We start from the raw sequence: 26,977 nt of genomic DNA, 5'->3' as shown, positions 1-26,977 counted from the left end.
CACGCGCCAGCGGTGAACGGGCGACCGGGCCTCAGGCCGCCGCAGCGGTTTCGGCCTGGATCTTGGAAAAGTCCGCCACCTGGTTGAACAGGGCGCCAATCTCCGTGAGGAACCGGATGCGGTTCTCCCGCAGGTCCTTGTCCTCGGCCATCACCATCACCTTGTCGAAGAAGGTGTCCACGGCGGGCTTCAGGCCGGTGATCTCCTTGAGCGCCCCGGCGAAGTCGTCCGCGCGCACGCGCTCGCCCACCTTGTCGCGGGCCTGGGTGAAGGCGGTGTGGAGGTTCTTCTCCGGCTCGTCCGTGAAGCGCTGCGGGTTGGTCTGCCCGCCCGCCACGTCCTTGCCCTGCTTCTCCACGATGTTGACCACGCGCTTGAACGCCGCCGCCAGCGGCTGGAAGTCCGAGTGGCCCACGAGCAGGCTCAGGGCCTCCAGGCGCTTCTTCGCCGCGACGAGGTCGTCGAAGCCCACGGCCAGCACGGCCTCCACGACGTCCGTGCGGTGCTGCTCGCCCCACAGCGCCTTGAGGCGGCCGCGGAAGAACTCCAGCACCTGCTCACGCGGGGCCGCCTCGCCCGGCTTGCGCTTCACGTTCGCCAGCTTCGGGGCCAGGAGGCGCAGCGCCTCGTCTACCGCGGCCGAAAGGCTGAAGCGGTAGCCGCGCCCCAGCACGATGCGGATGATGGACAGGCACGCGCGGCGCAGCGCGAACGGATCCGCCGCGCCCGACGGCGCCTTGCCAATGGCGAAGATGCCGCACAGCGAGTCCAGCCGGTCCGCCAGGCCGATGAGCGCGCCCGCGTCCTGCGACGGCAGCGCGTCCTCGGCGCCGCGGGGCAGGTAGTGCTCGAAGATGGCCAGCGCCACCGCGTCGGGCTCGCCGCCCGCCTTCGCGTACTCGCGGCCCATCACGCCCTGGAGCTCCGGGAACTCGCCCACCATGCCGGTGACGAGGTCCGCCTTGGACAGCGTGGCGGCGCGCTCCACCGTGGCCGCCTCCCCTGCCCTGCCCGTGGCCTGGGCCAGGAAGCCCGCCAGCGCACGGAAGCGCTCCACCTTCTCCAGGTACGTGCCCAGCTGGCCCTGCCACACCACGCGGCCCAGCTTCTCCACGCGGTCGGCCAGCGGCGTGCGGCGGTCCTCGTCGAAGAAGAAGCGCCCGTCCGCGAGCCGCGCGCGCAGCACGCGCTCGTACCCACGCAGGGACAGCTGCGCGTCGCGCACCGGCGTGTTGGACACGGCGATGAAGCGCGGCAGCAGCTTCCCCTGCGCGTCCAGCAGCGAGAAGTAGCGCTGGTGGCTCTTCATCTCCTGCACCAGCACCTCCGGCGGCAGGTCCAGGTGGCGCGGGTCGAAGCTGCCCACCACGGGGTTCGGCAGCTCCACCAGGTTCGTCACCTGGTCCACCAGTCCCTCGTCCTCCATGAGCTGCCCGCCGGCGCCCTTCGCCGCGGCGTGCAGCTTCTCCACGAGCGACGCGCGGCGCTTGCCGAGGTCCGCCAGCACGTGCGCCTTCTCCAGCGTGGACTCGTAGTCCGCGGGCGCCTTCAGCGGGATGGGCCCCGGCGCGAGGAAGCGGTGGCCGTAGGTCGTCCGTCCGCTCTTCACGTCGCCGAGCACCACCGCCAGCTCCGTGTCACCCAGCAGCGCCACCAGCCACTGCACCGGGCGCGCGAAGGACGTGTCCACGTCCCCCCAGCGCATGGACTTCTTGAAGTTGATGCCGTGCACCGCGGCGTGCAGCGCATCCTGGAGGATGGCGTCCGCCGGGCGTCCCTTCTCCTCCACGCGCGCCGACACGTACTCGCCCTTGGCCGTCGTCGTGCGGCCGAGCGCGTCCACGGTCAGCTTGAGCCCCTCGGCGAACTTCTCCGCCGCCTTGGTGGGCTTGCCCTGCGCGTCGAAGGCGGCCTTGGCGCTGGGCCCCAGCACCTCCTTCGTGATGTCCTCTCCCGCGTCCGCCACGTCGCGGACCCAGATGGCCAGCCGGCGCGGCGTTCCGAACGTGCGCACCTCGCCGTGCTTCAGGCGGGCGTCGGCCATGCGCTCGGTGAGCACGCGCTTCAGGTCCTCCAGCGCGGGCACGATGAACGACGCCGGGATCTCCTCGGCGCCGACCTCCAGCAGCAGATCACGCGCCACGGGACACCTCCGCCTTCTCCTTCTTCTCCACCGGCTTGTTGAGCTGCACCGTCTTCCAGTAGTCGCTGGCGGGCTTGCCCTCCAGCACCGCCGGCTGCTCGCCCACCGTCCACGGCGTCTTCGTCAGCGGGTAGCCCAGCCGCTCGCGCATCTGGAGGTATCCCTCCGCGCACAGGCGCGCGTTGTCACGCACGCGCTTGATGAAGTTGGCGCGCTCGGTGACGGAGATGGCGCCGCGCGCGTCCAGCAGGTTGAACGTGTGCGAGCACTTCAGCGCGTAGTCGTACGCGGGCAGCGGCAGGTGGCGCTCGATGAGCCGCTTGCACTCCTTCTCGTACGCGTCGAACAGCGTGAAGAGCATCTGCGGGTCGGACTCGTGGAGGGCGTACTTGCTCATCTCCACCTCGTTCGCGTGGAAGACCTCGCGGTACTTCACGCCCTTGACCCACTCGATGTCGAAGACGCTCTCCACGTTCTGGAGGTACCTGGCCAGGCGCTCCAGGCCGTACGTCAGCTCCGCGGCCACGGGGCGGCAGTCGAAGCCGCCGCACTGCTGGAAGTAGGTGAACTGCGTCACCTCCTCGCCATCGCACCACACCTCCCAGCCCAGGCCCCAGGCCCCCAGCGTGGGCGACTCCCAGTCGTCCTCCACGAAGCGGATGTCGTGCTCCAGCGGATCCAGGCCAACCTTCCGCAGCGACTCCAGGTACAGCTCCTGGACGTTCTTGGGCGCGGGCTTGAGGATGACCTGGAACTGGTGGTGCTGGAACAGCCGGTTCGGGTTCTCACCGAAGCGGCCGTCGGCGGGGCGTCGCGAGGGCTGCACGTAGGCGACGTTCCAGGGCTCGGGACCGAGCGCGTGCAGGAACGTGTAGGGGGCCATCGTGCCCGCGCCGACTTCCGTGTCGTACGACTGGGTGACGATGCATCCCTGGTCGGCCCAGTGCTTCTGGAGCGTGAGGATGAGGTCCTGGAAATACATGATGGCGAGTCCTTCTCGCAGTGCGTCGAAGGCGGAGGCGGAACGCGGCGGACCCTAGTGAGGGGGTCCAGGAGCGTCAAGGACGGCTGTCAGTCCGCGTAGGCCGGGAGGTCGACCAGTCGAATCTGCAGCTTCGTCACCTCGCCCGGACGAATGGGAGCGGACAACAGCTTGCTCGTTCCGCCGGGGTCCTGCGGGTCCACCACGCGCAGCCGGTACGTCCCGATGGGCAGGGGGAACTTGATCAGCGGGGACGTGCCCAGCTGCGTGGCGCCGTCGAACACCGCCGCGTTCTTTGGCACCGTGTAAAGCGTCAGCCACCCCAGGCCCGCCTTCGCCGCGCCCTTCGAGGTGGAGGTGTCCAGCACCTCCGGGTTCTCGGCCTGCGTGACGGTGGTGACGGGCTCCGGGGCCCGCTCCGACGGCTCGGGCTTCGCGGGGCGCGGCTCGGCCGTCGCCGCCACCACGGGCGTGGTGGGAGTGGCGGCCGGAGCGCTGGGGGCCGGCTTCGTCTTGCGGCCCCCCTTCCCCGCGGGCGTCTTCTTCGTGTCGGCGGGCGTCGCCTCCACCACGGGCTCGGGCGGAGTCGGCTCCACCTCCGGCGACTTCTCGGGCGCCGGGGTTTCGGTCTTCTGCGCGAAGCCCGGCGGAGGACCGGAGGGCTTCGGCGGCCACTGCCCGCTCGCGGCGGGGTCCACGGGCGGGGCCGGATCCAGCTCCGCCTTCACCCACTGCTTCGCGGAGTCGTACGCGGGCATGAACACGCGGCGCACGGGTTCGAGCGTCGCCAGGTAGCCCACGCCCCCCAGGATGAGCAGCAGCAGCAGCCGCATGCCCCAGCCGGAGCCCTCGCGGGCAGGCGTGGCCGAGGGAGGCGCTTCGGCCACCTCCTCCTCCGCCTGGCGGGACGGACGTGCGGTGCCCCGCGCCGGACGCGTCCGGAAGCGCTGCGTCTGGAGATCGCTGGGCGGGTCCATCAGCGAGTCCGCCGGGGGCGCGCTCCGGGCTTCGGCGGGTTCGGGCCGCGCGGTGGGGCGTGCCCTGGAGGGCCGCACGGCGTCCGCGGGAGGACGGATGACCCGGGGAATGGGCGCCGCGTCCGAACCCGCGGGCCGTTGGGCTCGCGGAGTCACGGCCGGCGTGTTGACGCGGGAGGCGCGGGCCTCTGGGGCTTCCGCGGTGGAGCGCGGGGTCGCGCGCGGTGCGGGCGTCGCGGACTCGGCCGCGGCGCGGCGGACGGGCGTGGGCTTGAAGGACGCGGCGACGTCCGGCTGCGGGGCTTCCGCGTGCGGCGACTTCACCTGCGCGGTGGCCGCGGAGGCGGCTTGATCCGTGCCCTCCTCCGCCTGGAGCGCGCCGGCGGCCTCGCTGACGCGGGCGTCCTCGGCGCGGCTGGCCAGCTCCAGGAGGGTGCGCGTCTTCTGGCGCTTCTCCTCGAAGAGCTCGCCCATGACGGCGGTCAGCTGGTCTTCGTCGAACAGCTCGGCGCCCAGCGTGGCCTCGATGGCGCGCGCCATCTCCCGGCAGGTGCCGAAGCGCTGGGCCGCGTCGCGCGACAGCGCCTTGAGCACCACCGCTTCCAGGGCCTCCGGCACGGCCGGGTTGAGCGAGCGCGGCGCGGGGATCTCCCCGTCCACGATCTGCATCATCACGGCCGCCTCGCCCGGCGCGTTGAACAGGCGCTGACCGGCCAGCAGTTCGTGGAACATCACGCCCGTGGAGAACTGGTCGCTGCGGCCATCCAGGTCCTTGTTGCGCACCTGCTCCGGGGACATGTAGCCGCTGGTCCCCTTCACGGTGCCGACCTGGGTGCGGCCCAGCTTGCCGCGCGCCTTGGCGATGCCGAAGTCGATCACCTTCACGACGCCGTCGTAGGTGAGCATCACGTTCTTCGGCGACACGTCGCGGTGCACCACCGCCACGGGGCGGCCCGACGGATCCATGAAGTGGTGGGCGTAGTGCAGGCCCAGGCACGTGTCGCGGATGACGCGCGCGCAGAAGCCCAGCGGCAGCGCGTACTTGCGCCGCTCCGCCATCTTCACCACCTGCTCCAGGTTCTGGCCGGGCAGGAACTCCATGGCGAGGTACAGCTCGCCGTCCTCCTCCCCCAGGTCGAAAACCTGTCCGATGTTCGCGTGCGAGAAGGCCGCGGTGATGCGCGCCTCGTCCAGGAACATCTTGACGAACTGGTCGTCCTTCTTGATGTCGGGGAGGATCTGCTTCACCGCCACGAACTTGCGGAAGCCACCGGGGCCGGAGGTGAACGCGAGGAACAGCTCCGCCATCCCTCCCATCGAAAGGCGGGTGAGGATCTCGTACTTTCCGATGCGCCGCCCCCGGTCGGGATCTTCTCCGGCGCCACCCTGCATGCTCATGGCGGGGCGGATGTTACCCGCCGAACCCTCCCAGGTCGATGATCGTCTTTGCAGACGGCTCGCCCCCCGGAGCCAGGAGCCCCGGGAAAGCGGCTTAGGCGCCGAACCGCTGTCGCCGCACGTCGAGCATCCAGCCCTCGAGCGCGGCCACGGCCGCCGGCTGTGGCTCCAGGGGCAACATGGAGGCCGCGTCCGCCGCCTCGAGCACCGCGAAGGCGCGCGCCACCTCCCGCTGCCACTGTTCGCTGAGCGCGTCGGTCAACTCGATGCGCTCGCCGCGCCGCTTGCGCTCCACCAGCGCGTGGGCCTCGCCAAAGCCATACGGCTCCAGCAGCGCGGTGACGTCCGTCTCCACCTCGCCCGTGCGCAGCGCATGCGTTCCGGTGAGCGTGGTGCGCAGGACGTACAGCAGCTTCTTCACGGAGCGGAAGCCGCTCTTCTCCCACTCGCGGAGCTGCCCCTGCGCGAAGCCGCGGTAGTGCCGGTGGATGCGCCGCGACAGCACGGCGCGAACCCGCGGTCGCAGCGTCTCCAGCTCCGGCAGGGCCCGCACGGTGATGGCGCCCAGCACCCGCTCGATGTAGTTGCCGTTGCCCTGGAGAATGCCCAGCAGCACGGGCTGCAGCTCGTTGGACGAGTAGTCCACCTCCACGCCCTCCAGCACTTCCAGCCGCTCCGCCGGCACGTGCCGGGGCTGGAGACCGAGGAGCGCGGCGGTGGGCGCGATGTGGATGGCCTTGAGGTCCAGGTCACTGTCGTGCGACGGGAAGCCGTACGCATGCGCGCCGGACAGTGAGATGACCAGGTGCTCGCGCTGGAGGGACTCGGCGTCCAGCACGCGGTCCGCCATCCGCTCCTGATGGTCCGTCACCTTGCCCTTCATTCCGTCCCTCCTTCCAGTGCCGGGGCTTCCGGCGCATCGCGGCCCAGCGGTCCCGGCGTCTTCAAGACCCAGCGCCGAGCCACCTCGTCCCCTACCCGCCGCAGCAGCCGGTCCGCGCGGGCGTAGTCCGGGTGCTCCGGCAGCCGGCTCTCGCGGTGCGCGGCCTCCAGCCCCGGCGCCATCGCCTCGGCGTCGCGCAGCACGTCCTCCAGAGGCACCTGTCCGCCCTTGATGTCGAGCAGCCGCGCCTTCAGCGCCCCCGTCGCCTCGAAGGTCGGCACGCCGTCGCGCAACCACCCCGTCGCCAGCGCCACCAGCCGCAGCAGGTTGTAGGCGTTCTTCGGCCGCAGCTCCCGAGCGGACGGCGGACGCTGGCCACCGCCGCGCGCGTACGCCGTGAGCGCCGCGAAGTCGTTCGCCGCGAGCAGCCCCTGATCCCAGAGCGAGCGGTAGAGCTGCTTGACATACGTCTTCGCCGCGAGCACCCCGTCCTCGGGCGTGGGCGCGGCGCGGGGCGACACGGCGGCCAGACGCCGGGCCACCTCGTCCAGGTCCGGCGTGGGCTCCTCGCACAGCCACGCGAGGAGCAGGTCGCGGTGCTCGGCCAGCCGCTGGCTACGGGTGAGCTTGTCGAGCTGGCTCATGGCGTAGCGTCCGAAGCTGCCGAAGATGGCCTTGGAGACGAACGCCTCGCGCGCCTCCAGCACCCACGTGCCCAGCTCGTCCACCGCCGTCGCGCCAGGGACGAAGAGGGTCTCCAGCGTGTTCGGATCCGCGCGCAGCGCCTGCTCCACCGTCTTGCGGACCTCCCAGTACGTGGTGCTGCCATCCGCGCTCACCAGGTCCTGCGGCGGCTGCCCCAGGCCCAGCGTCCACGGCAGGGGCAGCGCGAAGACACCGCGAACGTCCACGTCGGAGCGCTCGTCCGCGAGCCCCCACGCGTGACTGCCCACGCGCGTCTCCAGCACGACGCAGGGCCGCAGAGCGCCCCAGGCCGCCTCGCGACGCTGGGCGAACTGCACCTGTCCCGCGCGCCGGGGGACCAGCTCATCGCGCGCGAACCACACCTCGCCCACGCCGACGATCTGCACGTCGAAGCCGCCGTCATGCGCGCGCACCACGCGGCCAACCACGCCCTGCGGAATCCGGCGCCCCGCGGACGCCACGCGCTCCACGCGCGTCGTGACCTCCGTGCCGTGCGGCAGGGGCACGGACAGCCGGTCGATCTGCTCCAATCCCCGGACCCGCGACGGGGTGGAGGAAGAGGTCTCTCGGGTGTCACTCATCGGTCCCTCCTGCGTGGGATGGTGGGCCACGGCGGACGCAGCGAAGCACGCGAGCCTGACCCGGCACGGCGCTTCCCGTCAGCGCGCGATGCGTCGCGCGGCGTCGGCCATGGAAGGCCGCGTGGGCAGCAGCCCCTCGACCTCGGACGCCAACGGGAGCGCCGCGACCGCGCCCAGCTTCGTCACGACCCGAGCCCCCACGGCCGCGGCGAAGGTCATCAGCGCGACCAGGTCCTCGCGCGTCGCCCCTTCCAGCGAGCGCGCGTCGCCGTACCACCGCACCAGCCCGGTCAACATCGCGGACACGAAGCCGTCCCCAGCGCCCGTCGTGTCCACCACCGTCACCTGGGGAGCGGGTACGGAGAGGACCTCCCCCTGCCAGAGGAACACCGCGCCGCGAGGGCCCAGCGTCACCACGGGCAGCCGCACGCCCCGAGCGGCCAGGACGTGCAAAGCCGCCTCGGGCGAGTGCTCGCCGGTCGCGAAGTGGATCTCCTCCTCGGACAGCTTCACCACCGTGCACAGCGGCAGCATGCGGCCCAGGAGGACGCGCAGCTCCTCCGGCCGTTCCCACACGTGCAACCGCAGGTTCGGATCACAGCTCACCAGCATCCCGGCCTCACGCGCCAGGGTGAGCATGCGCACCATCGCCTCGCGCGCCTCCGGCAGGAGCAGGGAGTTGGAGCCACAGTGCAGCGCCTTCGCACGGCGCACGAAGTCGCCATCCACGTCCGAGTCATCCAGCAGGAACTCCGCCGAACGCGTCCGGAAGTACGTGAAGCTGCGCTCGCCGTGCGCATCCAACGAGACGAACAGCAGGCCCGTGCGGGCGTGGTCCACCTGGCGCAGGCGGCTGACGTCCACGCCGTCCGCCGCCAGCCGGTCGCGCAGGAAGTGACCGAACTCGTCGGAGCCCACCACGCCCACCATCGCCGAGCGCAAGCCCAGCCGCGCAAGCCCCACGGAGACGTTGGCCGGCGAGCCCCCCGGCGATGGCTTCCAGGCCTCCACGTCTCGCACGCGCGTGGCGCCGCCCGACACGGGAAGGAAGTCCACCAGCGTCTCGCCGACACACACCACGTCCAGCGGTCCGGCCTCGTGCATGACACTGCCCCCTCGGGACCGCGCGCTGACAGTCGTCAGTCCAGGCCCACCTGCGCCATGAAGTCCACGCTCTTGAGCTTGCGGCCCAGGTGGTGCGCGATGAAGACGTTGAGCAGTCCCCGCGCCCGAGCGCGAAGGTCCGGAGGCAGCGGCGTGCGCGCGCCTTCCTGGAGCGACCGCAGGCCGGACAGCAGCGCCACCGGCACCGCCACGGAATCACGCGCGCGTCCGCCACACGGCTCGCACACCGCGCCACCGTGGCCTTGATCGAACCGGGGCCGCTCACCGGGCTGGCCGCCACACAGGGAGCAGGAGTCGAAGCGCGGCATCAAGCCAGCCTGCGCCAGCGCCGCCAGCTCGAACGCAAGCAACGACGTGGGCCCGGCCTCCTTCGCGTCCAGCCGGTGCAGGTAGCCCTCCACCAGCTCGAACAGCTCCGGGTGCGGCTCATGGTCGCGCGTGAGCTCGCGGCACAGCTCCACCGCGTACAGCGCCCGGGCGATGAGCGACAGGTCCTCGCGCGCGGCGTAGAAGCCCGCAACGATGTCCGCCGAGTCCAACCGCACCGTGCTGCCGCGCGTCTCCACGAGCTGCACGCGCAGCCGCATGAACGGCTCCAGCGCCCCCGCGAACCGGCGCTTGCTCTTGCGCGCTCCCGCGGCGAACGCGGTCAGCTTGCCGTGCTCGCGCGTCAGCAACGTCACCATCCGGTCGGACTCACCATAGTCGACCGTGGACAGCACGAACGCGTCGTCGGCGTACCGCTCCATAACCCCTCTTCAACGCGCCGTGGGGGGCGGAAGCTTCCCGGACAGCACCAGGAACAGGGCCGCGCCCAGGAGCAGGACCGCCAGCAGCACGGCCAGGATGATGTACGCCCGCTTGCGCCGCTCCTTCTCGAGCTGCACCGGCGAAGGCGCGGGCACGGCCCGGTCCACCTCCTCGTAGCGCAGCGCCGCTTCCTCCGGCGACAGGCCGATGACCTGCGCGTACGCGCGGATGTAGTTCAGCACGAACACGCGCTCGGGCAGCCGCTCCACCTGCCCCGCCTCCAGCGCCGCGACGAGGCTGGGGGGAATCTTCGTCTCCCGGGAGACGTCCTCGCGCGACAGGCCGCGAAGCTCGCGCTGCTGGCTGAGGTATTTGCCGAAGTCGACGTGGTCCACGGTCTTTCGGGGCCCCCGCGCCTAGAGGTGGTCCAGCAGTGAGCGGCAGTCGTCCTTGAGCACCTGCTCGTTGGGCTGGGCCTTGGACTCGCAGCCCGCGAACGCAGCCTTCGCCTCGTCCACCCGCCCGAGCTTCGCCTGGCAAACGCCTTCGCGCTGGTAGGCCTCCGCCACGTCCGGGCACTTCTCACGGTAGTGCGCGAACTGCCGGCACGCCTCCTCCGTCTTGCCCGTCTCGTCGTAGATGATACCCAGGTTCTTGTAGCCCAGGCAGAAGTCCGGGTTGGTGGTGATGGCCGCCTTGATGTTCTGCAGCGCGTTCACCGTGTCGCCCTTCTTGTAGAGGGCCCAGCCCATGTTGTTCTGCGCGGAGAAGCCGTAGCGGTACTGCATGTCGTTGAGCGACTCCTCGTACAGCTTGATGGCGTCGTCGTAGCGGCCCTGGTCCAGGCGCAGGTTGCCCAGGTTGGTGCGCGCGTCGGAGAAGGACGGCCGCAGCTTCAGCGCCTGCTCGTAATGGGACGACGCCTCGTCGAGCCGCCGGAAGGACAGGTGCAGCAGGAGCCCCACCGCGTTGTGGGCCTCCGGGTTGTCCGGGTTCTGCTCCAGCGCCTTCTGGTACTCCGCGAGCGCGTCCTGCACATGGCCGTGCTGCTGGGCCTGGATGCCCAGGTCGTAGTGGATCTCCGAGCTCCGGCGCTCCTTCTCCGTGGGGACGTGCGCGCAGCCCGCCGACGCGAGCGCGAACGCGAGGAAGCAGGAGGAAGTGATGCGGGACATGGGTGCCAATCCGGGGTGGAGGGTCAGAACGCGGCCAGGAAGCGGCCCAGGGTGGTGGCGACGTTGCGCTTCTCTTCGGCGCGGGCCTTCACGGCGGGCACGAGCGTGGGCTCCCGGAAGAACACCGGCAGCGTCTTGAGCCACTCGTCCTGCTGCGCGGGCGCCGCGGCACGCCAGTTCGCGTTGTCCATCATGAAGCCCAGCGACTCCACGAACGCGAGCGCGTCGTCCTCGTCCTCGCGCAGCTCGTCCGCGGACTGGATGCGCCGGCCGGACACGTACACCGCGCAGTCCCCCGCTTCCACGAGGTACAGGTACACGAAGACGCCCGCGCCCTGCCCGCCGCGCAGCCCCACCACGAAGGCCTGCGCGGGCCCGGCCTGCTTGCCGGGAATCGCCACGTGCGGCGCGTTGAGGGACAGGTGCAGCGCGAGCACCTGGTCGCGATTCGCGGGGAGGCCCCGGTAGCGCTCGTCGATGGTGAACACCGTCGTCTCCCTTCCCGCGCACCCTAGCGGGTGGTGAGGGTGAACTCCTCGGTCGCGTCCTGCGCGTCCGCAGCCGTCTTCTGGAAGCGGATGAGGGGCGTGTCAATCATCACGTTGCCGCCGCCCTCGTTGCCCTCGCCGATGATCACCTTGAAGACGTTCGCGGGCGAAGTGCTGCGGCGGTTCCCCGTGGCCTGCTTGCGGGCAATCAGCGTCACCGCGTTCGCGCCGGGACGCAACTGACTGGTGATGTCCACCACCACCTGATCCTCGTTGTTGCGCAAACGACGCAGCCAGCGCGAGTTCACGTACACGTCGATGTCGAAGTCCGTCATGCCCGGCGTCGTCTGCTCCGTCACCAGCCAGTAGCGCTGGGTGATGCGACCCGGCACGGACGGAGGCGCGGCGGGGGCAGCCGGCCCGGGAGCCTGCGCGACGACGCCCGCGTCCGGGGGCGTGGCGGCAGGCGGAGTGGCGGTGGAAGGCGTCGCGGGCGTGGGCGTCACGGTCGTCACGCGGGCGGCGTACCCCGGCGCGTCGATGTGGACGTTCCCCTCCGCGTCGATGCGGACAGTGGCCTTCTCGAAGCGCGTGTTCGTCACACCGTCGATCTTCACGCCGTTCAGGAAGACCGAACCGGCGAGGGCCAGCATGGGAACGAGCGAGGCCGCGACGGTGATGGCAATGCGGGCGGACGGGCGGGGCATGGGGGGCATTCCTCCTGGGAATCCTCAACAGTCCCGGGGGCTTGCAACGACTTAGCGCACCCGGGGGAGCGGAACAAGGCGGGGACGGCGCCTCTTGGAGCGCTCCGCCGCCCCGAACATTCACCCGGGGGCCCGTCTTCCAATCGGACCGCTGGGGCCCTTCAGGGCGCCGCGGTCGGCGTCTCGTCGGGCGTCGGCGGAGGCGGCTCGCGCTGCGCCAGGGCCCAGTCCCCGCCCAGACCGTGGCCTTCGCGGAAGCGGCGGAAGTCGCGCCGCACGGCCCGGGGATAGCGGCGGAACTTCTCCAGCTCCCCGGCCTTCATCGCGTCCCGGATGCGCGTGGGGCCCGCGTTGTAGGCCATCAGCGCCAGGTCCAGATCGCCGCCGAAGCGGCCCTGCAGGTTGCGCAGGTAGCGGATGCCCAGGCGCACGCAGACGGCGGGGTCCGCCACCACTTCCTCGCGCGACAGCTTCAGGCCTTCCTTCTCCGCCAGGAAGTGCAGCGTGCTGGGCTTGATCTGCATCAGGCCCCGGGCGCCCTTCTCGGAGACGGATTCCTCCTCGAAGTCGGACTCCACGTCGATGAGGGCCAGCACCAGCAGCGGGTCATACCCCGTGCGGCGCGACTCCTCGTCGATGGCCTGCCCCAGACGCCGGCGCAGCGTGAGCCCCAGGTCCGGGGCGCGCTTGGCCAGCACGGCGTCGATGAGCGCCGCCTCCTCGGAGACGGCCTCCTGCGCCACCAGCTCGGGGACCATGGACTGGGGGGCGGGCTCCTCCAGGAGGGGCACCACCCGCGCGGACACCACGAGCGCCACACCCGCGAGCAACGGGAGCCGGGAGCACCCGCTGCTCAGGGCATGCAGCCCCGCGAAGAACCGCGTTCCCAGCGACCTGCCGCCCGAGGCGGCGGGGCCACTCACTTACGGTGCTCCAGGGCCTGGATGCGTTCGTTCAGACGCTCCAGGCGGGCACCGAAGGCCTGCAACTCCTCGCGGCGCGGCAGCTTCAGGAGGGTCAGGGCCGTGCGGACCCGCTCCTCCACGTTGTGCTCCAGGTCCTTGCGGTGCCCCGTCAGGCGCTCCGCGAACTCGCGGGCCTGACGTTTCACCTCGTCCTGGCTCCAGCCCGCGACGGACGCCACGCGCTGCACGGCGCGGGAAGCCTCTTCCTCGGCCGTGTTCACGGCCAGGAGCGCCTGGCTCCAGATCCGCTCGAACGCCTCCGCCACGGAAGGCTTCTCTCGGGGGGCCTCGGTGTTGTTGTCCATGAAGTCGCTCCGGGAGTGCCCGGGCCCTTCGCTTGGAAGGAACCCAGGGCATTCAAAGGGGTCTGCGACCTAAGCACACCCCGTGGGTGATGAAAACGCTGCTCAGGCGCGCGGAGAAGACGCCGCGCCGCCGGAATTCTTGGTCGAAGGGTGGGCGCGCCGGGTGGGCTTCAGGAGCACATCCAGCTTCTTCGACAGGCGGCCCAGCTCCTGGGTGATCTGCTGCACCTGGGACTGGCTGGCAACTCCCACCGCCTCCACGACCTTCGCCTGGAGCCCGTCCAGCCGCTTGCGCAGCTCCACACCCGCCTCGTCCACCTTCTTGGTCAGCTCCTGAACGCGGGGGTCGGCGCGCAGCTCACCGGCCTGCACCTTCGTCCAGAGGGCCTGGACCTCCTTCGCCGCCACCTGGCTCCGCGTCTCCAGCGCACGGAAGGCCTTGTTCGCCTCCCCTTCCAGGCCCTGGAACCGCTTGTGCGCCTCGGAGAACCGCCCCTTCAGGAAGGCCTCCACGTTCTGCGTCACGCCCGCCTTGTCCGCTGCCTTCGCACTCGTCGTCGCCATGTCGTGCTCCCCCCCGGCTGATCCGGGTTTGATAACGTGATGCGTCAACATAACGCACCGCGACATGGTGTCAAGGCAACAAGTGCGAACTGTGCGAAACAAGAAAGCCGCCGCCCCGGCATGACACCAGGACGGCGGCTGACTCACGAAGCGTCAGGGACGCTTCGGGGAATGACTAGGCGACGTCGGTGGACCGGGTGTCCGGCCGCGACGGCGGAGGGGCCAGCGGGCCGGTGTCGCCGTGGGTGGCGGCCAGGGCGGCCTCCATCTCGTTGACCTCGTCCGTGGGGCTCTCCACCTCGATGTCGAGGTGCTTGTAGTTCGGCAGGCCCGTGCCGGCGGGGATGAGCCGGCCCATGATGACGTTCTCCTTGAGGCCGCGCAGGTAGTCCACCTTGCCGTTGATGGCGGCCTCGGTGAGCACCTTCGTGGTCTCCTGGAACGACGCCGAGGAGATGAACGACTCGGTGGAGAGCGACGCCTTGGTGATGCCGAGCAGCAGGGGCTCGCCCACGGCCGGGCGCTTCCCTTCGGACATGACCTTCTCGTTCTCCTCCTCGAACACCCACTTCTCGACCTGCTCGTCGACCAGGAAGTTGGTGTCGCCCACGTCGGTGACGCGCACCCGGCGCAGCATCTGCCGGACGATCGTCTCGATGTGCTTGTCGTTGATCTTCACGCCCTGCAGTCGGTAGACCTCCTGCACTTCGTCCACCAGGTAGCGCGCGAGTTCCTTCTCGCCCAGCACCTTGAGGATGTCGTGCGGGTTGGCCGCGCCGTCCATCATCGCCTCGCCGGCCTTCACGCGGTCGCCGGAGTGGACGTTGATGCTCTTGCCCTTGGAGATCAGGTACTCCTTGGCCAGATCCGCGCGCTGCTCGCCGCTCACCTCGGGGGTGATGATGAGCTTGCGCTTGCCCTTGGTGTCCTTGCCGAAGGACACCACGCCGTCGATCTCCGCGATCGCCGCCGCGTCCTTGGGCTTGCGCGCCTCGAAGAGCTCGGCCACGCGGGGCAGACCGCCCGTGATGTCCTTGGTCTTCGTGGTCTCGCGAGGCACCTTGGCGATGACTTCACCCGCGGAGATCTCATCCTGGTCGTTGACCGTGATGATCGCGCCCTGGGGCAGGAAGTAGCTCGCCTGGTTGCGGGAGGACGGCAGGTCCTTCACGTTGCCGGCCGCGTCGCGGATGGTGACGCGCGGACGCGCCTCCGGGTCCTTGGACTCGATGACCGTCTTGCGCGACAGGCCCGTCACCTCGTCGAGCGTCTCGGACATCGTCACGCCTTCGATGATGTCCTCGTAGCGCACGACACCGCCCACTTCCGTGAGCAGGGGAATCGCGAACGGGTCCCACTCGGCCAGGAGCACGCCCGGCTCCAGCTTCTGGTTCTCCTTCACCAGGATGCGGGCGCCGTAGATGATCTGGTAGCGCTCGCGCTCGCGGCCCGACTCGTCGACGACGACGATCTCGCCGTTGCGGTTCATGGCCACCAGCGTGCCGTCCGCCTTCTGCACCGTGTTCAGGCCCGCGAACTTCACGGAACCCGCGTAGCGGTTCTCCAGGCTGGACTGCTCCGCGCGACGGGTCGCCGCACCACCGATGTGGAAGGTGCGCATGGTCAGCTGCGTACCCGGCTCACCGATGGACTGCGCCGCGATGACGCCGACGGCCTCGCCCACGGACACCTTGCGGCCACGCGCCAGGTCACGGCCGTAGCACTCCACGCAGATGCCGCGCTTGGCCTGGCAGGTGAGCACCGAGCGGATCTTCACCTTGTCCAGACCGCTGTTCTCGATGCGGCGGACGCGGTCCTCGTCGATCTCCTCGTTGGCGCGCACCAGCACCTCGCCCGTCACCGGGTCGAGGATGTCGTCCAGGGCCACGCGGCCCAGGATGCGCTCACCCAAGGGCTCGATGATCTCGCCGCCCTCGACCAGGGCGCCAATAAACAGACCGTCCATGGTGCCGCAGTCGTACTCGTTGATGATGGCGTCCTGCGCCACGTCCACGAGACGGCGGGTGAGATAACCGGAGTTGGCCGTCTTGAGCGCCGTGTCCGCCAGGCCCTTGCGGGCGCCGTGCGTGGAGATGAAGTACTGGAGCACGGAGAGGCCTTCACGGAAGTTGGCCGTGATGGGCGTCTCGATGATTTCGCCGGAGGGCTTCGCCATCAGGCCGCGCATACCCGCCAGCTGGCGGATCTGCTGGGCGCTGCCGCGGGCGCCGGAGTCGGCCATGATGTAGATGGGGTTGAAGGACGGCTGCTTGCGCGTCACGCGCTTGCCGTCCACGTCCCCGGAAGCCTCGTCCTGGGAGATCTGCTGCATCATCTCCTGGGCGACCTTCTCGGTGATCTCCGCCCAGATATCGATGACCTTGTTGTAGCGCTCACCGTCGGTGATGAGGCCTTCCAGGTACTGGTTCTCGATCTCCGCCACTTCCTTGCGCGCGTAGTCCAGGAACTCCTGCTTCTTCGCAGGGATGATCATGTCCTTGAGCGCGATGGAGATACCGGCGCGGGTCGCGTGGAAGTAGCCCGCGCTGCGGATGCGGTCGGCCAGCAGCACCGTCTCCTTCTCGCCCGTGAGGCGGTAGCAGAGGTCGATGAGGTTACCGAGCGACTTCTTGTCGAGCACCTTGTTGATGGCGTCGAAGCCCACGCGGCGCGGCACGACTTCCCACAGCAGCACGCGGCCGACCGTGGTCTCCTTGCGCTTGCCGTCGATGCGGCACACCACCTTGGCCTGCAGGTGGACCTCACCGTGGTCGTACGCGGCGCGCACCTCGTCCGGCGACGCGAACACGCGGCCTTCGCCGTTGGCGAACTCGCGGGCGCGCGTCATGTAGTAGATGCCGAGCACCATGTCCTGCGTCGGGACGATGATGGGCTTGCCGTTCGCGGGGCTGAGGATGTTGTTCGTCGACATCATCAGCACGCGCGCTTCCATCTGAGCTTCGATGGACAGCGGCACGTGCACGGCCATCTGGTCGCCGTCGAAGTCCGCGTTGAACGCGGCGCACACCAGCGGGTGCAGCTGGATGGCCTTGCCCTCGATGAGGACGGGCTCGAAGGCCTGCATGCCCAGGCGGTGCAGCGTGGGGGCGCGGTTGAGGAGCACCGGGTGCTCGCGGATCACGTCCTCGAGGATGTCCCAGACCTCCGGACGCTCCTTCTCCACCATCTTCTTCGCGGACTTGATGGTGGTGACGTAGCCCTTCTCTTCAAGCTTGTTGTAGATGAACGGCTTGAAGAGCTCGAGCGCCATGATCTTCGGCAGGCCGCACTGGTGCAGGCGCAGCTCGGGGCCCACGACGATGACGGAGCGGCCCGAGTAGTCCACGCGCTTGCCGAGCAGGTTCTGACGGAACCGGCCCTGCTTGCCCTTGAGCATGTCGGACAGCGACTTCAGCGGCCGCTTGTTCGGGCCGGTGATGGTCTTGCCGCGGCGGCCGTTGTCGAACAGCGCGTCCACGGCCTCCTGGAGCATCCGCTTCTCGTTGCGGATGATGATGTCCGGCGCGTTCAGCTCCTGCAGCCGCTTGAGGCGGTTGTTGCGGTTGATGACGCGGCGGTACAGGTCGTTGAGGTCGGAGGTCGCGAAGCGGCCGCCGTCCAGGGGCACCAGGGGGCGCAGGTCGGGCGGGATGACCGGGATGACGTCCAGCATCATCCACTCCGGCTTGTTGCCGGAGACGCGAAACGCCTCGGCCACCTTCAGGCGCTTGGCGTACTTCTTCCGCTTCGCCTCGCTGGTGGTCTCGCGCATGTCCTTGCGCAGTTCCTCGGACAGCTTCTCCACGTCCAGGGACTTGAGCATCTCGCGGACGGCCTCGCCGCCCATGCCCGCGGTGAACGAGTCCTCGCCGTGTTCCTGGAAGAGCCGGTGCATCTTCTCCTCGGAGACGAGCTCGCCACGCTGCAGCGGCGTCGCCTTCGGGTCGATGACCATGTAGCTCTCGCAGTACAGCACCTTCTCCATCTCCTTGAGGGTGATGTCGAGCAGGTTGCCGATGCGGCTGGGCAGCGACTTGAGGAACCAGATGTGGGCCACGGGCGTGGCCAGCGTGATGTGGCCCAGGCGCTCACGGCGCACCTTGGACTGGATGACCTCCACGCCGCACTTCTCGCACACGACGCCACGGTGCTTCATGCGCTTGTACTTGCCGCAGTTGCACTCGTAGTCCTTCACCGGCCCGAAGATGCGGGCGCAGAACAGGCCGTCCCGCTCCGGCTTGAAGGTGCGGTAGTTGATCGTCTCCGGCTTCTTCACCTCGCCGTGCGACCACTGGCGGATCTTGTCGGGCGACGCCAGCGCGATGCGGATGGCGTTGAACGACAGCGGGTCCTTCGGCTTCTCGAAGAAGTTGAAAATGTCCTTCACGTTGCCTCCGAAAACTTATGAGCGCTCAGGGCGCCAAACGTTTCGGGCCCCCGCCCTGCGCCCGGCCAGCCGCTCCCTCCACGAGGAAGCAGCCAGCCGGTCAGGCGGGCGCACCGGCTTCTTTGAAAAGGCCTAGGCCTCGGTCCCCGACTTCCGGTCCTCGCCGTCGCCGCCACCCAGGAAGTCACCGCCGAAGCTGCGCTGCCGCTCCGGGGGCGCGCTCTCCAGCAGCTCCACGTCCAGGGCCAGCGACTGGAGCTCCTTGAGCAGCACGTTGAACGACTCGGGCAGGCCGCTCTCCAGGACGTTGTCGCCCTTGACGATCGCCTCGTACATGCGCGTGCGGCCCACCACGTCGTCCGACTTGACCGTGAGGAACTCCTGCAGCGTGTACGCCGCGCCGTAGGCCTCCATCGCCCACACTTCCATCTCGCCCAGACGCTGGCCGCCGAACTGGGCCTTGCCGCCCAGGGGCTGCTGCGTGACGAGCGAGTAGGGCCCGATGGAACGGGCGTGGATCTTCTCGTCCACCAGGTGGTGCAGCTTGAGCATGTACATCACGCCCACGGTGACGTTCTGGTCGAACGGCTCACCCGTGCGGCCGTCGAAGAGCACCATCTGGCCCGAGCGCGGCAGCCGGCCTTCGTCGAAGAGGGCGTGCAGCTCCGTCTCGCGGGCGCCGTCGAACACCGGCGTCGCCACGTGGATGCCCTTCTTCAGGCGGCGGCAGAGGTCCTGGACCTCCTGGTCGGACAGGCCGTCCACGAAGTCGCCGAAGGCCTTGTCGTCGTAGATGGTCTTCAGCTGCTTCTTGAGCTGCTCGCCGCTGAAGTTCTCGTCGATGTAGCGCTGCAGCTGCTCGCCCACGCCCTTCGCGGCCCAGCCCAGGTGGACCTCGAGGATCTGCCCGATGTTCATGCGGCTGGGAACGCCGAGCGGGTTGAGGACGATGTCCACCGGACGGCCATCCTCCAGGTACGGCATGTCCTCCTCGGGGAGGACGCGGGACACGACGCCCTTGTTGCCGTGGCGGCCGGCCATCTTGTCGCCCACCGCGAGCTTGCGCTTGATGGCGACGTACACCTTCACCATCTTGATGACGCCCGGGGGAAGCTCGTCGCCCTTCTTGATGCGGGCGATCTTCTCACCGAAGGCCAGCTTCACGGCCTCCTTCGTATCCTCCAGGCTGCGCAGGATGTCGCGCAGGCGCGCGTCCAGCGGGTCGCCCACGGAGATCTCGCCCCAGTACTTGTACGGCACCGTGGCCAGCAGCTCGTCGTTGAGGATGTCCCCCTTCTTCAGGAGGATCTTCCCCTTGTCGTCCACGAGCTTGCCCTGGACCTCCTTGCCGCGGACCAGCCCACGGAGGCGGCTGTACGCGGAGTCCTGGAGGACCTTGATCTCGTCGTTCTGGTCCTTGAGGAGCTTCGCCTCCTCCATGGACTCGATCTGCTTGGCGCGCTCGTCCTTCTCCACGCCCTTGCGGCTGAACACCTTGGCGTTGATGACGGTGCCCACGACGCCCGGGGGCACGCGCAGGGAGCTGTCGCGCACGTCGCCGGCCTTCTCACCGAAGATGGCGCGCAGCAGCTTCTCTTCGGGGGAGAGCTGGGTCTCGCCCTTCGGAGTGATCTTGCCCACCAGCACGTCGCCGGGCTTCACCTCGGCGCCGATGCGGATGATGCCGCTCTCGTCCAGGTCCTTGAGGGCTTCCTCACCCACGTTCGGGATGTCGCGGGTGATCTCCTCCTTGCCCAGCTTGGTGTCGCGCGCGATGCACTCGAACTCCTCGATGTGGATGGACGTGAAGACGTCCTCCTTGAGGATGCGCTCGCTGAGCAGGATGGAGTCTTCGAAGTTGTAGCCCTGCCACGGCATGAACGCGACGACGATGTTCTGCCCCAGCGCCAGCTCACCGGTCTCGGTGGCCGGACCGTCCGCGATCACGTCGCCCTTCTTCACCCGGTCACCCTTGCGGATGATGGGCTTCTGGTTGAGGCACGTGTTCTGGTTGGAGCGCTGGTACTTGAGCAGGTTGTAGATGTCCACCTCGCTGGACACGTCGCTCAGGGCCGCGTTGGAGTCCGCCTTCACCACGATGCGGCTGGCGTCCACCGACTCCACGATGCCGTCACGGCGCGCCACGCAGGTGACGCCCGAGTCGCGGGCCACGATGGCCTCGATGCCCGTGCCCACGAGCGGCGCCGCCGTGCGCAGCAGCGGCACGGCCTGGCGCTGCATGTTGGAGCCCATGAGCGCGCGGTTCGCGTCGTCGTTCTCCAGGAACGGGATGAGGGAGGCGGCCACCGACACCAGCTGGTTCGGGGACACGTCCATCAGGTCCACGTCCTCGGCCTTGACCTGGACGAACTCGCCGCTGCGGCGGCTCTGCACCAGCGCGTTGACGAACTTGCCCTTCTTGTCCGTCTCCGCGTTCGCCTGGGCGATGGTGTGCTTCTCCTCCTCCAGCGCCGAGTAGAAGGCCACGTCCCCCGTCACGCTGCCCGCGTCCACTTTGCGGTACGGCGTCTCCACGAAGCCGAACTCGTTGACGCGCGCGTAGGTCGACAGCGACGCGATGAGGCCGATGTTCGGGCCTTCCGGCGTCTCGATGGGGCAGATGCGGCCGTAGTGCGTCGGATGCACGTCGCGGACTTCGAAGCCCGCGCGCTCACGCGTGAGGCCGCCAGGCCCGAGCGCGGACAGACGGCGCTTGTGCGTGACTTCCGAGAGCGGGTTCGTCTGGTCCATGAACTGCGACAGCTGGCTGGACCCGAAGAACTCCTTGATCACCGCCGTCACCGGCTTGGCGTTGATCAGGTCGTGCGGCATGAGCGTCTCGATCTCCTGGAGGCTCATGCGCTCCTTGATCGCGCGCTCCATGCGGACGAGGCCGATGCGGTACTGGTTCTCCAGCAGCTCGCCCACCGCGCGGACGCGGCGGTTGCCCAGGTGGTCGATGTCGTCGATCGTCCCCTTGCCGTTCTTCAGGTCGATCAGGTAGCGGATGACCTCCAGGATGTCGCGCTTGGTCAGGATCTGACCGTCCAGGGGCTCCTCGAGGCTGAACTTGAAGTTCAGCTTGAGGCGGCCGACCTTGGACAGGTCGTAGCGCTCCGGGTTGAAGAACAGGTTGCTGAACAGGTTCGTCGCCGTCTCCGGCGTCGGGGGATCACCCGGGCGCAGGCGCCGGTAGATCTCCATGATGGCCTGCTCGGGCGACTCGATCTTGTCCAGCATCAACGTCTCACGCAGGTACGGACCCACGTTGAGGTTGTCGATGAAGAGGACCTTGAACTCCTTGATGTCGCGCTTGAGGAGCTCGTCCACCTTCTCCTGCGAGACCTCCTCGTTGCACTCGAGGATGACCTCACCGGTGTTCTCGTCCACCACGTCGTAGGCGGACACCTTGGTGAAGAGCTCGTCCGCGTCGATGGGCAGCTTGGTCATCTTCGCCGCTTCGAGCTTCTTGATGGCGGCGCGCGTGAACTTGCGGTTCTTCTTGACGATCAGCTCACCGGACTTGGTCTTGATGTCGCGCGTGGCGCGCTGACCCGGCAGGAGCTCCAGCTCGACGGACTTCTCGAAGTCCGCGGCGCTCTGCAGGTAGATGGTCTCGGTGGCGTAGTAGTAGTTGAGGATCTCCTCGGTGGAACCCTTGAAGTCGAGCGGGTTCTTCTTCGCCGTGTCACCGACGGCGCCCAGGGCGCGGATGAGCACGGTGGCCGGCAGCTTGCGGCGCCGGTCGATGCGCACGTACAGCAGGTCCTTGTGGTCGAACTCGAAGTCGATCCACGAGCCGCGGTACGGGATGATGCGGGCGTTGTAGAGCAGCTTGCCCGACGAGTGGCTCTTGCCCTTGTCGTGGTCGAAGAACGCACCCGGGCTGCGGTGCAGCTGGCTCACCACGACGCGCTCGGTGCCGTTGATGATGAACGTACCGTTCTGGGTCATCAGCGGGATTTCGCCGAAGTAGACCTCCTGCTCCTTCACGTCGCGGATGGACTGGGCGCCGGTCTCCTCGTCCTTGTCCCAGACGACCAGGCGCACGACGACCTTGATAGGCGCCGAGTAGGTCATTCCACGCTGGTGGCACTCATCGACGTCGTACTTCGGCTTCTCCAGGTGATAGCTCACAAACTCCAGCGAGGAGGTCTCGTTGAAGTCCCGGATCGGGAAGACGGACTTGAAGACACCCTGAAGGCCAAGGTCCTCACGCTTCTCCGGGGCGATGTCGGCCTGGAGGAACTTCTCGTAGGATTGCTTCTGGATGTTGATGAGATTGGGAATGTCGATGATCTTCGCGATTTTCGCGAAGGTCTTCCGCACGCGGAAATTGTTCTGGATCTGCGTCGGCATTCGGTCTCCGGGGACGGCTGCTCGGGCGGGGCAAACTTCAGTAACGCGCGGCGGCGCCGGGAAATTTGGCAAATGTCAAATGGGCAAAGCCGGCGCCCCAGCAAAGGGAGCGCCGGCCTGCTCATCCGATCAGCAGGCTGCCCGGGATTTCCCGGAAGAACAGGGCAGCCCCTGTACAGAACTACTTGATCTCGACGGTGGCGCCAGCCGCGACGAGCTGGTCCTTGATCTTCTTGGCGTCGTCCTTGTTGACGCCTTCCTTGACCGTCTTGGGCGCGCCCTCGACCAGGTCCTTGGCCTCCTTCAGGCCCAGGCCGGTGATGGCGCGGATCTCCTTGATGACGTTGATCTTGTTGGCGCCGGCGTTCGCCAGCACCACGTTGAACTCCGTCTTCTCCTCGACAGGAGCGGCGGCGGCGGCAGGGCCCGCGGCGGCAACGGCCACGGCGGCGGCGGAAACGCCCCACTTCGCCTCAAGCTGCTTCACGAGCTCGGCCGCTTCCATGACGGTGAGCGAGGAGAGCTGGTCGACAATCGAATTCAGGTCAGCCATTGAACTGTGTCCTTCTGCGGTTGACTAACGGTGGGCGACCCATCTGGGCTGCCGCACCGAAGAGGTTGCGGTAGAAAAACTTCTCGGGATGATTACTGCCCCTGCGACTTGTCCGCGTTGGCCTGCAGCACCCGCGCGAGCTGCGACCCGGGGGCCGCGATGGTCCGAACCAGCTTGCCTGCCGGCTGGTTGAGCATGCCGAGCAACTGCCCGCGCAGCTCGTTGAGGCCCGGCATCTTCGCCAGCGCCTTCACGCCGTTGACGTCAATCTTCTTGCCGTCCACCACGGCGCTACGGACCTTGATGGTCTCCATGTCCTTGATGAAATCCATCAGGATCTTCGCAGGAGCCACCACGTCGTCGTAGCTGATGCACAGCGCCACGGGACCCGTGAAGTCATCCGAAATCACGGAGACGGACGTACCCTGAGCGGCACGACGCGCCAGCGTGTTCTTGATGACCTTGTACTCAACCTTGCCCTCGCGGAACTTGCGACGCAGCTTGGTGACGGTCTCGACGTTCACCTTGGAGGACTCCACGAGCACCGCGGTCTTGGTCCGGGTGAACTTCTCGTGAAGATCCTTGATCATCTCTTCCTTCTCGCTCTTCAGCACCTTGACTCACCTCCTTCATGGCCCGACCTGACGGTCGGGCGTGATGCCTGGGCCAAAGTGGCAGAGCGAGAGGGGGGCCTCCGAGAGGCACCACACCGCACCTCCAGTCTCGGCAGGGCTGACCTTGCGGTCGTTTGAACCAGGAGTGGATGGACGGCCCGACCGGTTGCCCGGTTCCCAACGGACGCGTCTTCTCCCTTCCAGGTCCCTGCTGTCATGAACCAGGTCGAAACGCCGCGTCTCTCGACATGGCGCTCCAATTGCAAAAGCCGGGGGCCTATACCCCCGGCTTTCGCAAAGATCCAGCACTTTCTATCGGGCTGATGTTCTACGGGCGACGGGACTGACGCTCCCCGTCAGGGAGCGCACCCTTCCCTGCCCGTCCTGACACCCGCGACTAGCGGTGACGCGCCAGGATTTCCGTGGTGTCGAGCTTGATGCCCGGCCCCATGGTCGTCGAGATGGCGATGCCCTTCAGGTACACGCCCTTGGCGGTGGCCGGCTTGAGCTTCATCACCAGGTCCACCAGCGCGTTGAAGTTCGCCTCGAGCTTGTCCGCGGCGAAGGAGGCCTTGCCCATCTTCGCGTGGACGATGCCCGCCTTCTCCGCGCGGAAGTCCACCTTACCGCCCTTGGAGTCGCGGATGGCCTTGGCGACGTCCATGGTCACCGTGCCGACCTTCGGGTTCGGCATGAGGCCACGGGGACCGAGTACCTTACCGAGGCGGCCGACGATACCCATCATGTCCGGCGTCGCGATGACGGTGTCGAAGTCGAGGAAGCCCTCCTCGATGCGCTTCTGGAGGTCCTCCGCGCCCACGATGTCCGCGCCGGCGTTGGCGGCCTCGGTGGCGCGCTCACCCTTGGCGAACACGGCCACGCGCACGGTGGCGCCGGTGCCGTGCGGGAGCACCACGGCGCCACGGACCATCTGGTCCGCGTGCTTGGGGTCCACGCCCAGGTTGATGGCGACGTCGACCGTCTGGTCGTACTTCGTCGCGCGGGTCTCCACCGTCTTCTTCAGCAGCGCGAAGCCCTCGGCGACAGGGTAGCGCTTGTTGCGGTCCACCAGCTCGTTGGACGCGCGGAACTTCTTTCCATTGGTAGCCATGGCAGGAATCCTTGAAAGATGGGGCGGGCTAGCCGACGACGTCGATGCCCATGGAGCGCGCGGTGCCAGCAATGGTGTTCATGCAGGCTTCGATGGACGCGGCGGTGGTGTCCTGGATCTTCTTGTTGGCGATCTCCTCGAGCTGCTTGCGGGTGATCGTCCCCACCTTCTCCTTGCCCGGCTTCTTCGCGCCCGAACCCTTCTTCTTCTCCGTGTGGAGACCCGCGGCCTTCTTGATGAGGATCGCGGCGGGAGGGGTCTTCAGGATGAAGGTGAAGGAGCGGTCCTGATACACGGTGATGATCACCGGGATGATCAGACCCTCCTTGGCCTCCGCCTGCGTCTTGGCGTTGAACTGCTTGCAGAACTCCATGATGTTCACGCCCTGCTGACCGAGCGCGGGACCAATCGGCGGGGCGGGGTTCGCCTTGCCGGCGGGGATCTGCAACTTGACCTGACCTGTGACCTTCTTCATCGGCGGACTGCTGCCTTTCGAGAGGGTGGTTCCAACGGGTCGCCAGACGGGACGACCCTCCCACCCGTTGATCCGCGCCCGGGTGACGGACGCGGAAGACTGGGGAAACTAGCCGGTGGTCTTCTCCACCTGCATGAAGTCGAGCTCCACGGGGGTCGCACGGCCGAAGATGCTGACGAGCACGCGCACGCGGCCCTTCTCCGGGTTGACCTCTTCCACGGTGCCGTTGAAGTTCGCGAACGGGCCGTCGATGACGCGCACCGTGTCGCTGGTCTCGAACTGGACCTTGGGCTTGGCTTTGTGGGCGCCCTCGGTGACCTGCGCGGTGAGGCGCTCGACCTCGCGGTCCGACATGGGCCGGGGCTGCTCGTTCTGGCCGACGCCCGGAAACCCTGTCACCTTGGAGGTGTTCTTCACCAGGTGGACGGTGATGTCGTTGAGCTCCATCTGGACGAAGATGTAGCCCGGGAAGAGCTTGCGGCGGGTGGTCTTCTTCTCGCCGTTCACCATCTCCACGACCTGCTCCATGGGGATGAGGATCTCACCGATCAGATCCTGGTCCTGCAGGCCCTTGAGGCGCACCTGCTCTTCCAGGTTCTTCTTCGCCTGGTTCTCGTAGTTCGAGTAGGTCTGGACCGTGAACCATTTCTTCGCCATTACAGCTTCCCCCACAGGGCAGGCAGCCACTCCACCATCAAGTTGTAGGCGACGGTGTCGATGCAGAAGAGCAGAACGGCCGCCACCAGCGAGGCGACGACCACGGCCATGGTCGATGCGCGGGTCTCCGACCAGGTAGGCCAAGTGACCTTCATGAGCTCGGACGCCACGTCGATGGAGAGGGTGTGCGTGCGAGGGTTGAAGTAGGCCGCCAGCACCAGGGCCAGCGCGACCACATAGCCCACCAGCGTCGACACGCGCCAGCCGAGCCCTTCGAAGAGCTCCACGTCGTTCCAACCGAACCGGCTCCAGAGCAACCCGAAGACGTGCTCCAGGAAGAGGGCCAGGACGATGCCGGCGACGAGATAGAAGATGACCACGAGCCGCTTGGGGTCGATGCCCGAGCGGTTAGCCTGCTGGCTGGCCTCAGATGCCGTCGCCATGGTGCCTCACGAGGGACTGCGGAAGCGGGACTGCGAAAAGGCAGGGACCCCCGGCACCGCTCGGTACCGGGGGTCCCTGTACTGAAGCTGGCAGGCCAGGAGGGATTCGAACCCCCAACACGCGGATTTGGAGACCGCTGCTCTACCGTTGGAGCTACTGGCCTAAACCTTCATGGAACGGACGACCTAGACCTTGCCTTCCTTGTGGTCCGTGTGCTTGCGGCACCGAGGGCAGAACTTGCTCAGCTCGAGCTTGTCCTGGCTCTTCCGCTTGTTCTTCGTGGTCGTGTAGTTCCGCTCTTTGCACGTGGTGCACTCGAGCGAGATGATGGAACGGTTACCCTTAGGCATGGTTCATTTCACCAGATGCTAGAGGGGAAGGCTACAAAAGCAGCCCTCCCCTCCGCAACTCAGTGCCCGTGAAAGCCGGTCGGCGGGAAGCCGACTAGGCGATGATCTCCGCAACGACGCCGGCGCCCACCGTACGGCCACCCTCGCGGACGGCGAACCGGAGCTCCTTCTCCATCGCGACCGGGGTGATGAGCTCCACCTCGATGGCGATGTTGTCGCCCGGCATGACCATCTCGACGTTGTCCGGCAGCTTCACCGTGCCCGTCACGTCCGTGGTGC

At 68.1% G+C, this 26,977-nt stretch carries 24 protein-coding genes and 1 tRNA gene; all 25 read right to left on the bottom strand.

Annotated features, from left to right (window positions below):
* Positions 1–31: 31 nt before the first annotated feature.
* Positions 32–2,143 (bottom strand): glycine--tRNA ligase subunit beta, encoded by a 2,112-nt coding sequence (glyS, locus tag AABA78_RS29340; protein ID WP_338268089.1) that lies wholly within the window; start codon positions 2,141–2,143, stop codon positions 32–34.
* Positions 2,133–3,125 carry a glycine--tRNA ligase subunit alpha gene (gene glyQ / locus AABA78_RS29335; protein WP_171413704.1) on the bottom strand — a complete coding sequence of 331 codons (993 nt, stop codon included), beginning with the start codon at positions 3,123–3,125 and terminating at the stop codon, positions 2,133–2,135. Before glyQ ends, glyS begins: the two co-directional genes overlap by 11 nt.
* Positions 3,126–3,214: 89 nt before the next feature.
* Complete coding sequence (locus tag AABA78_RS29330; RefSeq protein ID WP_338268087.1) at positions 3,215–5,500, bottom strand: protein kinase domain-containing protein; 2,286 nt, start codon at positions 5,498–5,500, stop codon at positions 3,215–3,217.
* Between the two features lie 94 nt (positions 5,501–5,594).
* Positions 5,595–6,383 (bottom strand): nucleotidyltransferase domain-containing protein, encoded by a 789-nt coding sequence (locus tag AABA78_RS29325; RefSeq protein WP_338268085.1) that lies wholly within the window; start codon positions 6,381–6,383, stop codon positions 5,595–5,597.
* The gene (locus AABA78_RS29320; RefSeq protein WP_338268083.1) at positions 6,380–7,669 is read right to left on the bottom strand and encodes a DNA polymerase beta superfamily protein; all 1,290 of its coding nucleotides are present in this window, start codon (positions 7,667–7,669) and stop codon (positions 6,380–6,382) included. Before AABA78_RS29320 ends, AABA78_RS29325 begins: the two co-directional genes overlap by 4 nt.
* Before the next feature lie 78 nt (positions 7,670–7,747).
* On the bottom strand, positions 7,748–8,773 hold the full coding sequence (locus tag AABA78_RS29315; protein WP_338268081.1) for a carbohydrate kinase family protein: 1,026 nt from the start codon (positions 8,771–8,773) through the stop codon (positions 7,748–7,750).
* Positions 8,774–8,808: 35 nt separating this feature from the next.
* A complete protein-coding gene (recO, locus tag AABA78_RS29310; RefSeq protein WP_171413699.1) occupies positions 8,809–9,543 on the bottom strand; it encodes a DNA repair protein RecO in 735 nt (244 codons plus the stop codon).
* Positions 9,544–9,552: 9 nt separating this feature from the next.
* Positions 9,553–9,939, bottom strand: coding sequence for a helix-turn-helix domain-containing protein (locus AABA78_RS29305; protein WP_171413698.1), 387 nt, complete (start codon positions 9,937–9,939; stop codon positions 9,553–9,555).
* Positions 9,940–9,960: 21 nt separating this feature from the next.
* Positions 9,961–10,719, bottom strand: coding sequence for a social motility TPR repeat lipoprotein Tgl (tgl, locus tag AABA78_RS29300; protein WP_338268077.1), 759 nt, complete (start codon positions 10,717–10,719; stop codon positions 9,961–9,963).
* 23 nt (positions 10,720–10,742) lie between these two features.
* On the bottom strand, positions 10,743–11,207 hold the full coding sequence (locus tag AABA78_RS29295) for a social motility and stimulation tgl protein (protein WP_171413696.1): 465 nt from the start codon (positions 11,205–11,207) through the stop codon (positions 10,743–10,745).
* Between the two features lie 23 nt (positions 11,208–11,230).
* Positions 11,231–11,914 carry a hypothetical protein gene (locus AABA78_RS29290; RefSeq protein WP_338268072.1) on the bottom strand — a complete coding sequence of 228 codons (684 nt, stop codon included), beginning with the start codon at positions 11,912–11,914 and terminating at the stop codon, positions 11,231–11,233.
* A 161-nt stretch (positions 11,915–12,075) separates the two neighbouring features.
* A complete protein-coding gene (locus AABA78_RS29285) occupies positions 12,076–12,837 on the bottom strand; it encodes a lytic transglycosylase domain-containing protein (RefSeq protein WP_338268071.1) in 762 nt (253 codons plus the stop codon).
* Complete coding sequence (locus AABA78_RS29280; protein WP_120526755.1) at positions 12,834–13,184, bottom strand: phasin family protein; 351 nt, start codon at positions 13,182–13,184, stop codon at positions 12,834–12,836. Before AABA78_RS29280 ends, AABA78_RS29285 begins: the two co-directional genes overlap by 4 nt.
* 102 nt (positions 13,185–13,286) lie before the next feature.
* Complete coding sequence (locus tag AABA78_RS29275; RefSeq protein WP_338268068.1) at positions 13,287–13,748, bottom strand: hypothetical protein; 462 nt, start codon at positions 13,746–13,748, stop codon at positions 13,287–13,289.
* Between the two features lie 175 nt (positions 13,749–13,923).
* The gene (rpoC, locus tag AABA78_RS29270) at positions 13,924–18,135 is read right to left on the bottom strand and encodes a DNA-directed RNA polymerase subunit beta' (RefSeq protein ID WP_171413692.1); all 4,212 of its coding nucleotides are present in this window, start codon (positions 18,133–18,135) and stop codon (positions 13,924–13,926) included.
* 132 nt (positions 18,136–18,267) lie between these two features.
* Positions 18,268–22,494: a DNA-directed RNA polymerase subunit beta gene (gene rpoB / locus AABA78_RS29265; protein WP_171413691.1), complete on the bottom strand. Its 4,227-nt coding sequence runs from the start codon at positions 22,492–22,494 to the stop codon at positions 18,268–18,270.
* 181 nt (positions 22,495–22,675) lie between these two features.
* Complete coding sequence (rplL, locus tag AABA78_RS29260; RefSeq protein WP_171413690.1) at positions 22,676–23,047, bottom strand: 50S ribosomal protein L7/L12; 372 nt, start codon at positions 23,045–23,047, stop codon at positions 22,676–22,678.
* A 92-nt stretch (positions 23,048–23,139) separates the two neighbouring features.
* On the bottom strand, positions 23,140–23,661 hold the full coding sequence (rplJ, locus tag AABA78_RS29255) for a 50S ribosomal protein L10 (RefSeq protein WP_171413689.1): 522 nt from the start codon (positions 23,659–23,661) through the stop codon (positions 23,140–23,142).
* A gap of 397 nt (positions 23,662–24,058) precedes the next feature.
* Complete coding sequence (gene rplA, locus AABA78_RS29250) at positions 24,059–24,772, bottom strand: 50S ribosomal protein L1 (RefSeq protein ID WP_120526761.1); 714 nt, start codon at positions 24,770–24,772, stop codon at positions 24,059–24,061.
* Positions 24,773–24,800: 28 nt separating this feature from the next.
* Positions 24,801–25,247, bottom strand: coding sequence for a 50S ribosomal protein L11 (gene rplK / locus AABA78_RS29245; RefSeq protein ID WP_120605023.1), 447 nt, complete (start codon positions 25,245–25,247; stop codon positions 24,801–24,803).
* A 108-nt stretch (positions 25,248–25,355) separates the two neighbouring features.
* The gene (nusG, locus tag AABA78_RS29240) at positions 25,356–25,904 is read right to left on the bottom strand and encodes a transcription termination/antitermination protein NusG (RefSeq protein ID WP_120526763.1); all 549 of its coding nucleotides are present in this window, start codon (positions 25,902–25,904) and stop codon (positions 25,356–25,358) included.
* A complete protein-coding gene (gene secE, locus AABA78_RS29235; protein ID WP_171413688.1) occupies positions 25,904–26,347 on the bottom strand; it encodes a preprotein translocase subunit SecE in 444 nt (147 codons plus the stop codon). The genes nusG and secE overlap by 1 nt, the downstream gene beginning before the upstream one ends.
* A gap of 88 nt (positions 26,348–26,435) precedes the next feature.
* Positions 26,436–26,511: transfer RNA gene (locus AABA78_RS29230), tRNA-Trp, on the bottom strand.
* Between the two features lie 22 nt (positions 26,512–26,533).
* Positions 26,534–26,698, bottom strand: a complete 165-nt coding sequence (gene rpmG, locus AABA78_RS29225; RefSeq protein WP_002617522.1) for a 50S ribosomal protein L33 — start codon at positions 26,696–26,698, stop codon at positions 26,534–26,536.
* A gap of 94 nt (positions 26,699–26,792) precedes the next feature.
* Positions 26,793–26,977, bottom strand: a 185-nt coding sequence (locus tag AABA78_RS29220) for an EF-Tu C-terminal domain-related protein (RefSeq protein WP_456264010.1), incomplete at its 5' end; no start/stop codon positions are given.

The organism is Corallococcus caeni, from assembly GCF_036245865.1.
Classification (GTDB): domain Bacteria; phylum Myxococcota; class Myxococcia; order Myxococcales; family Myxococcaceae; genus Corallococcus; species Corallococcus caeni.
Note: the sequence above shows the minus strand (reverse complement) of the source record. Positions and strands in the feature narration are given on the sequence as shown.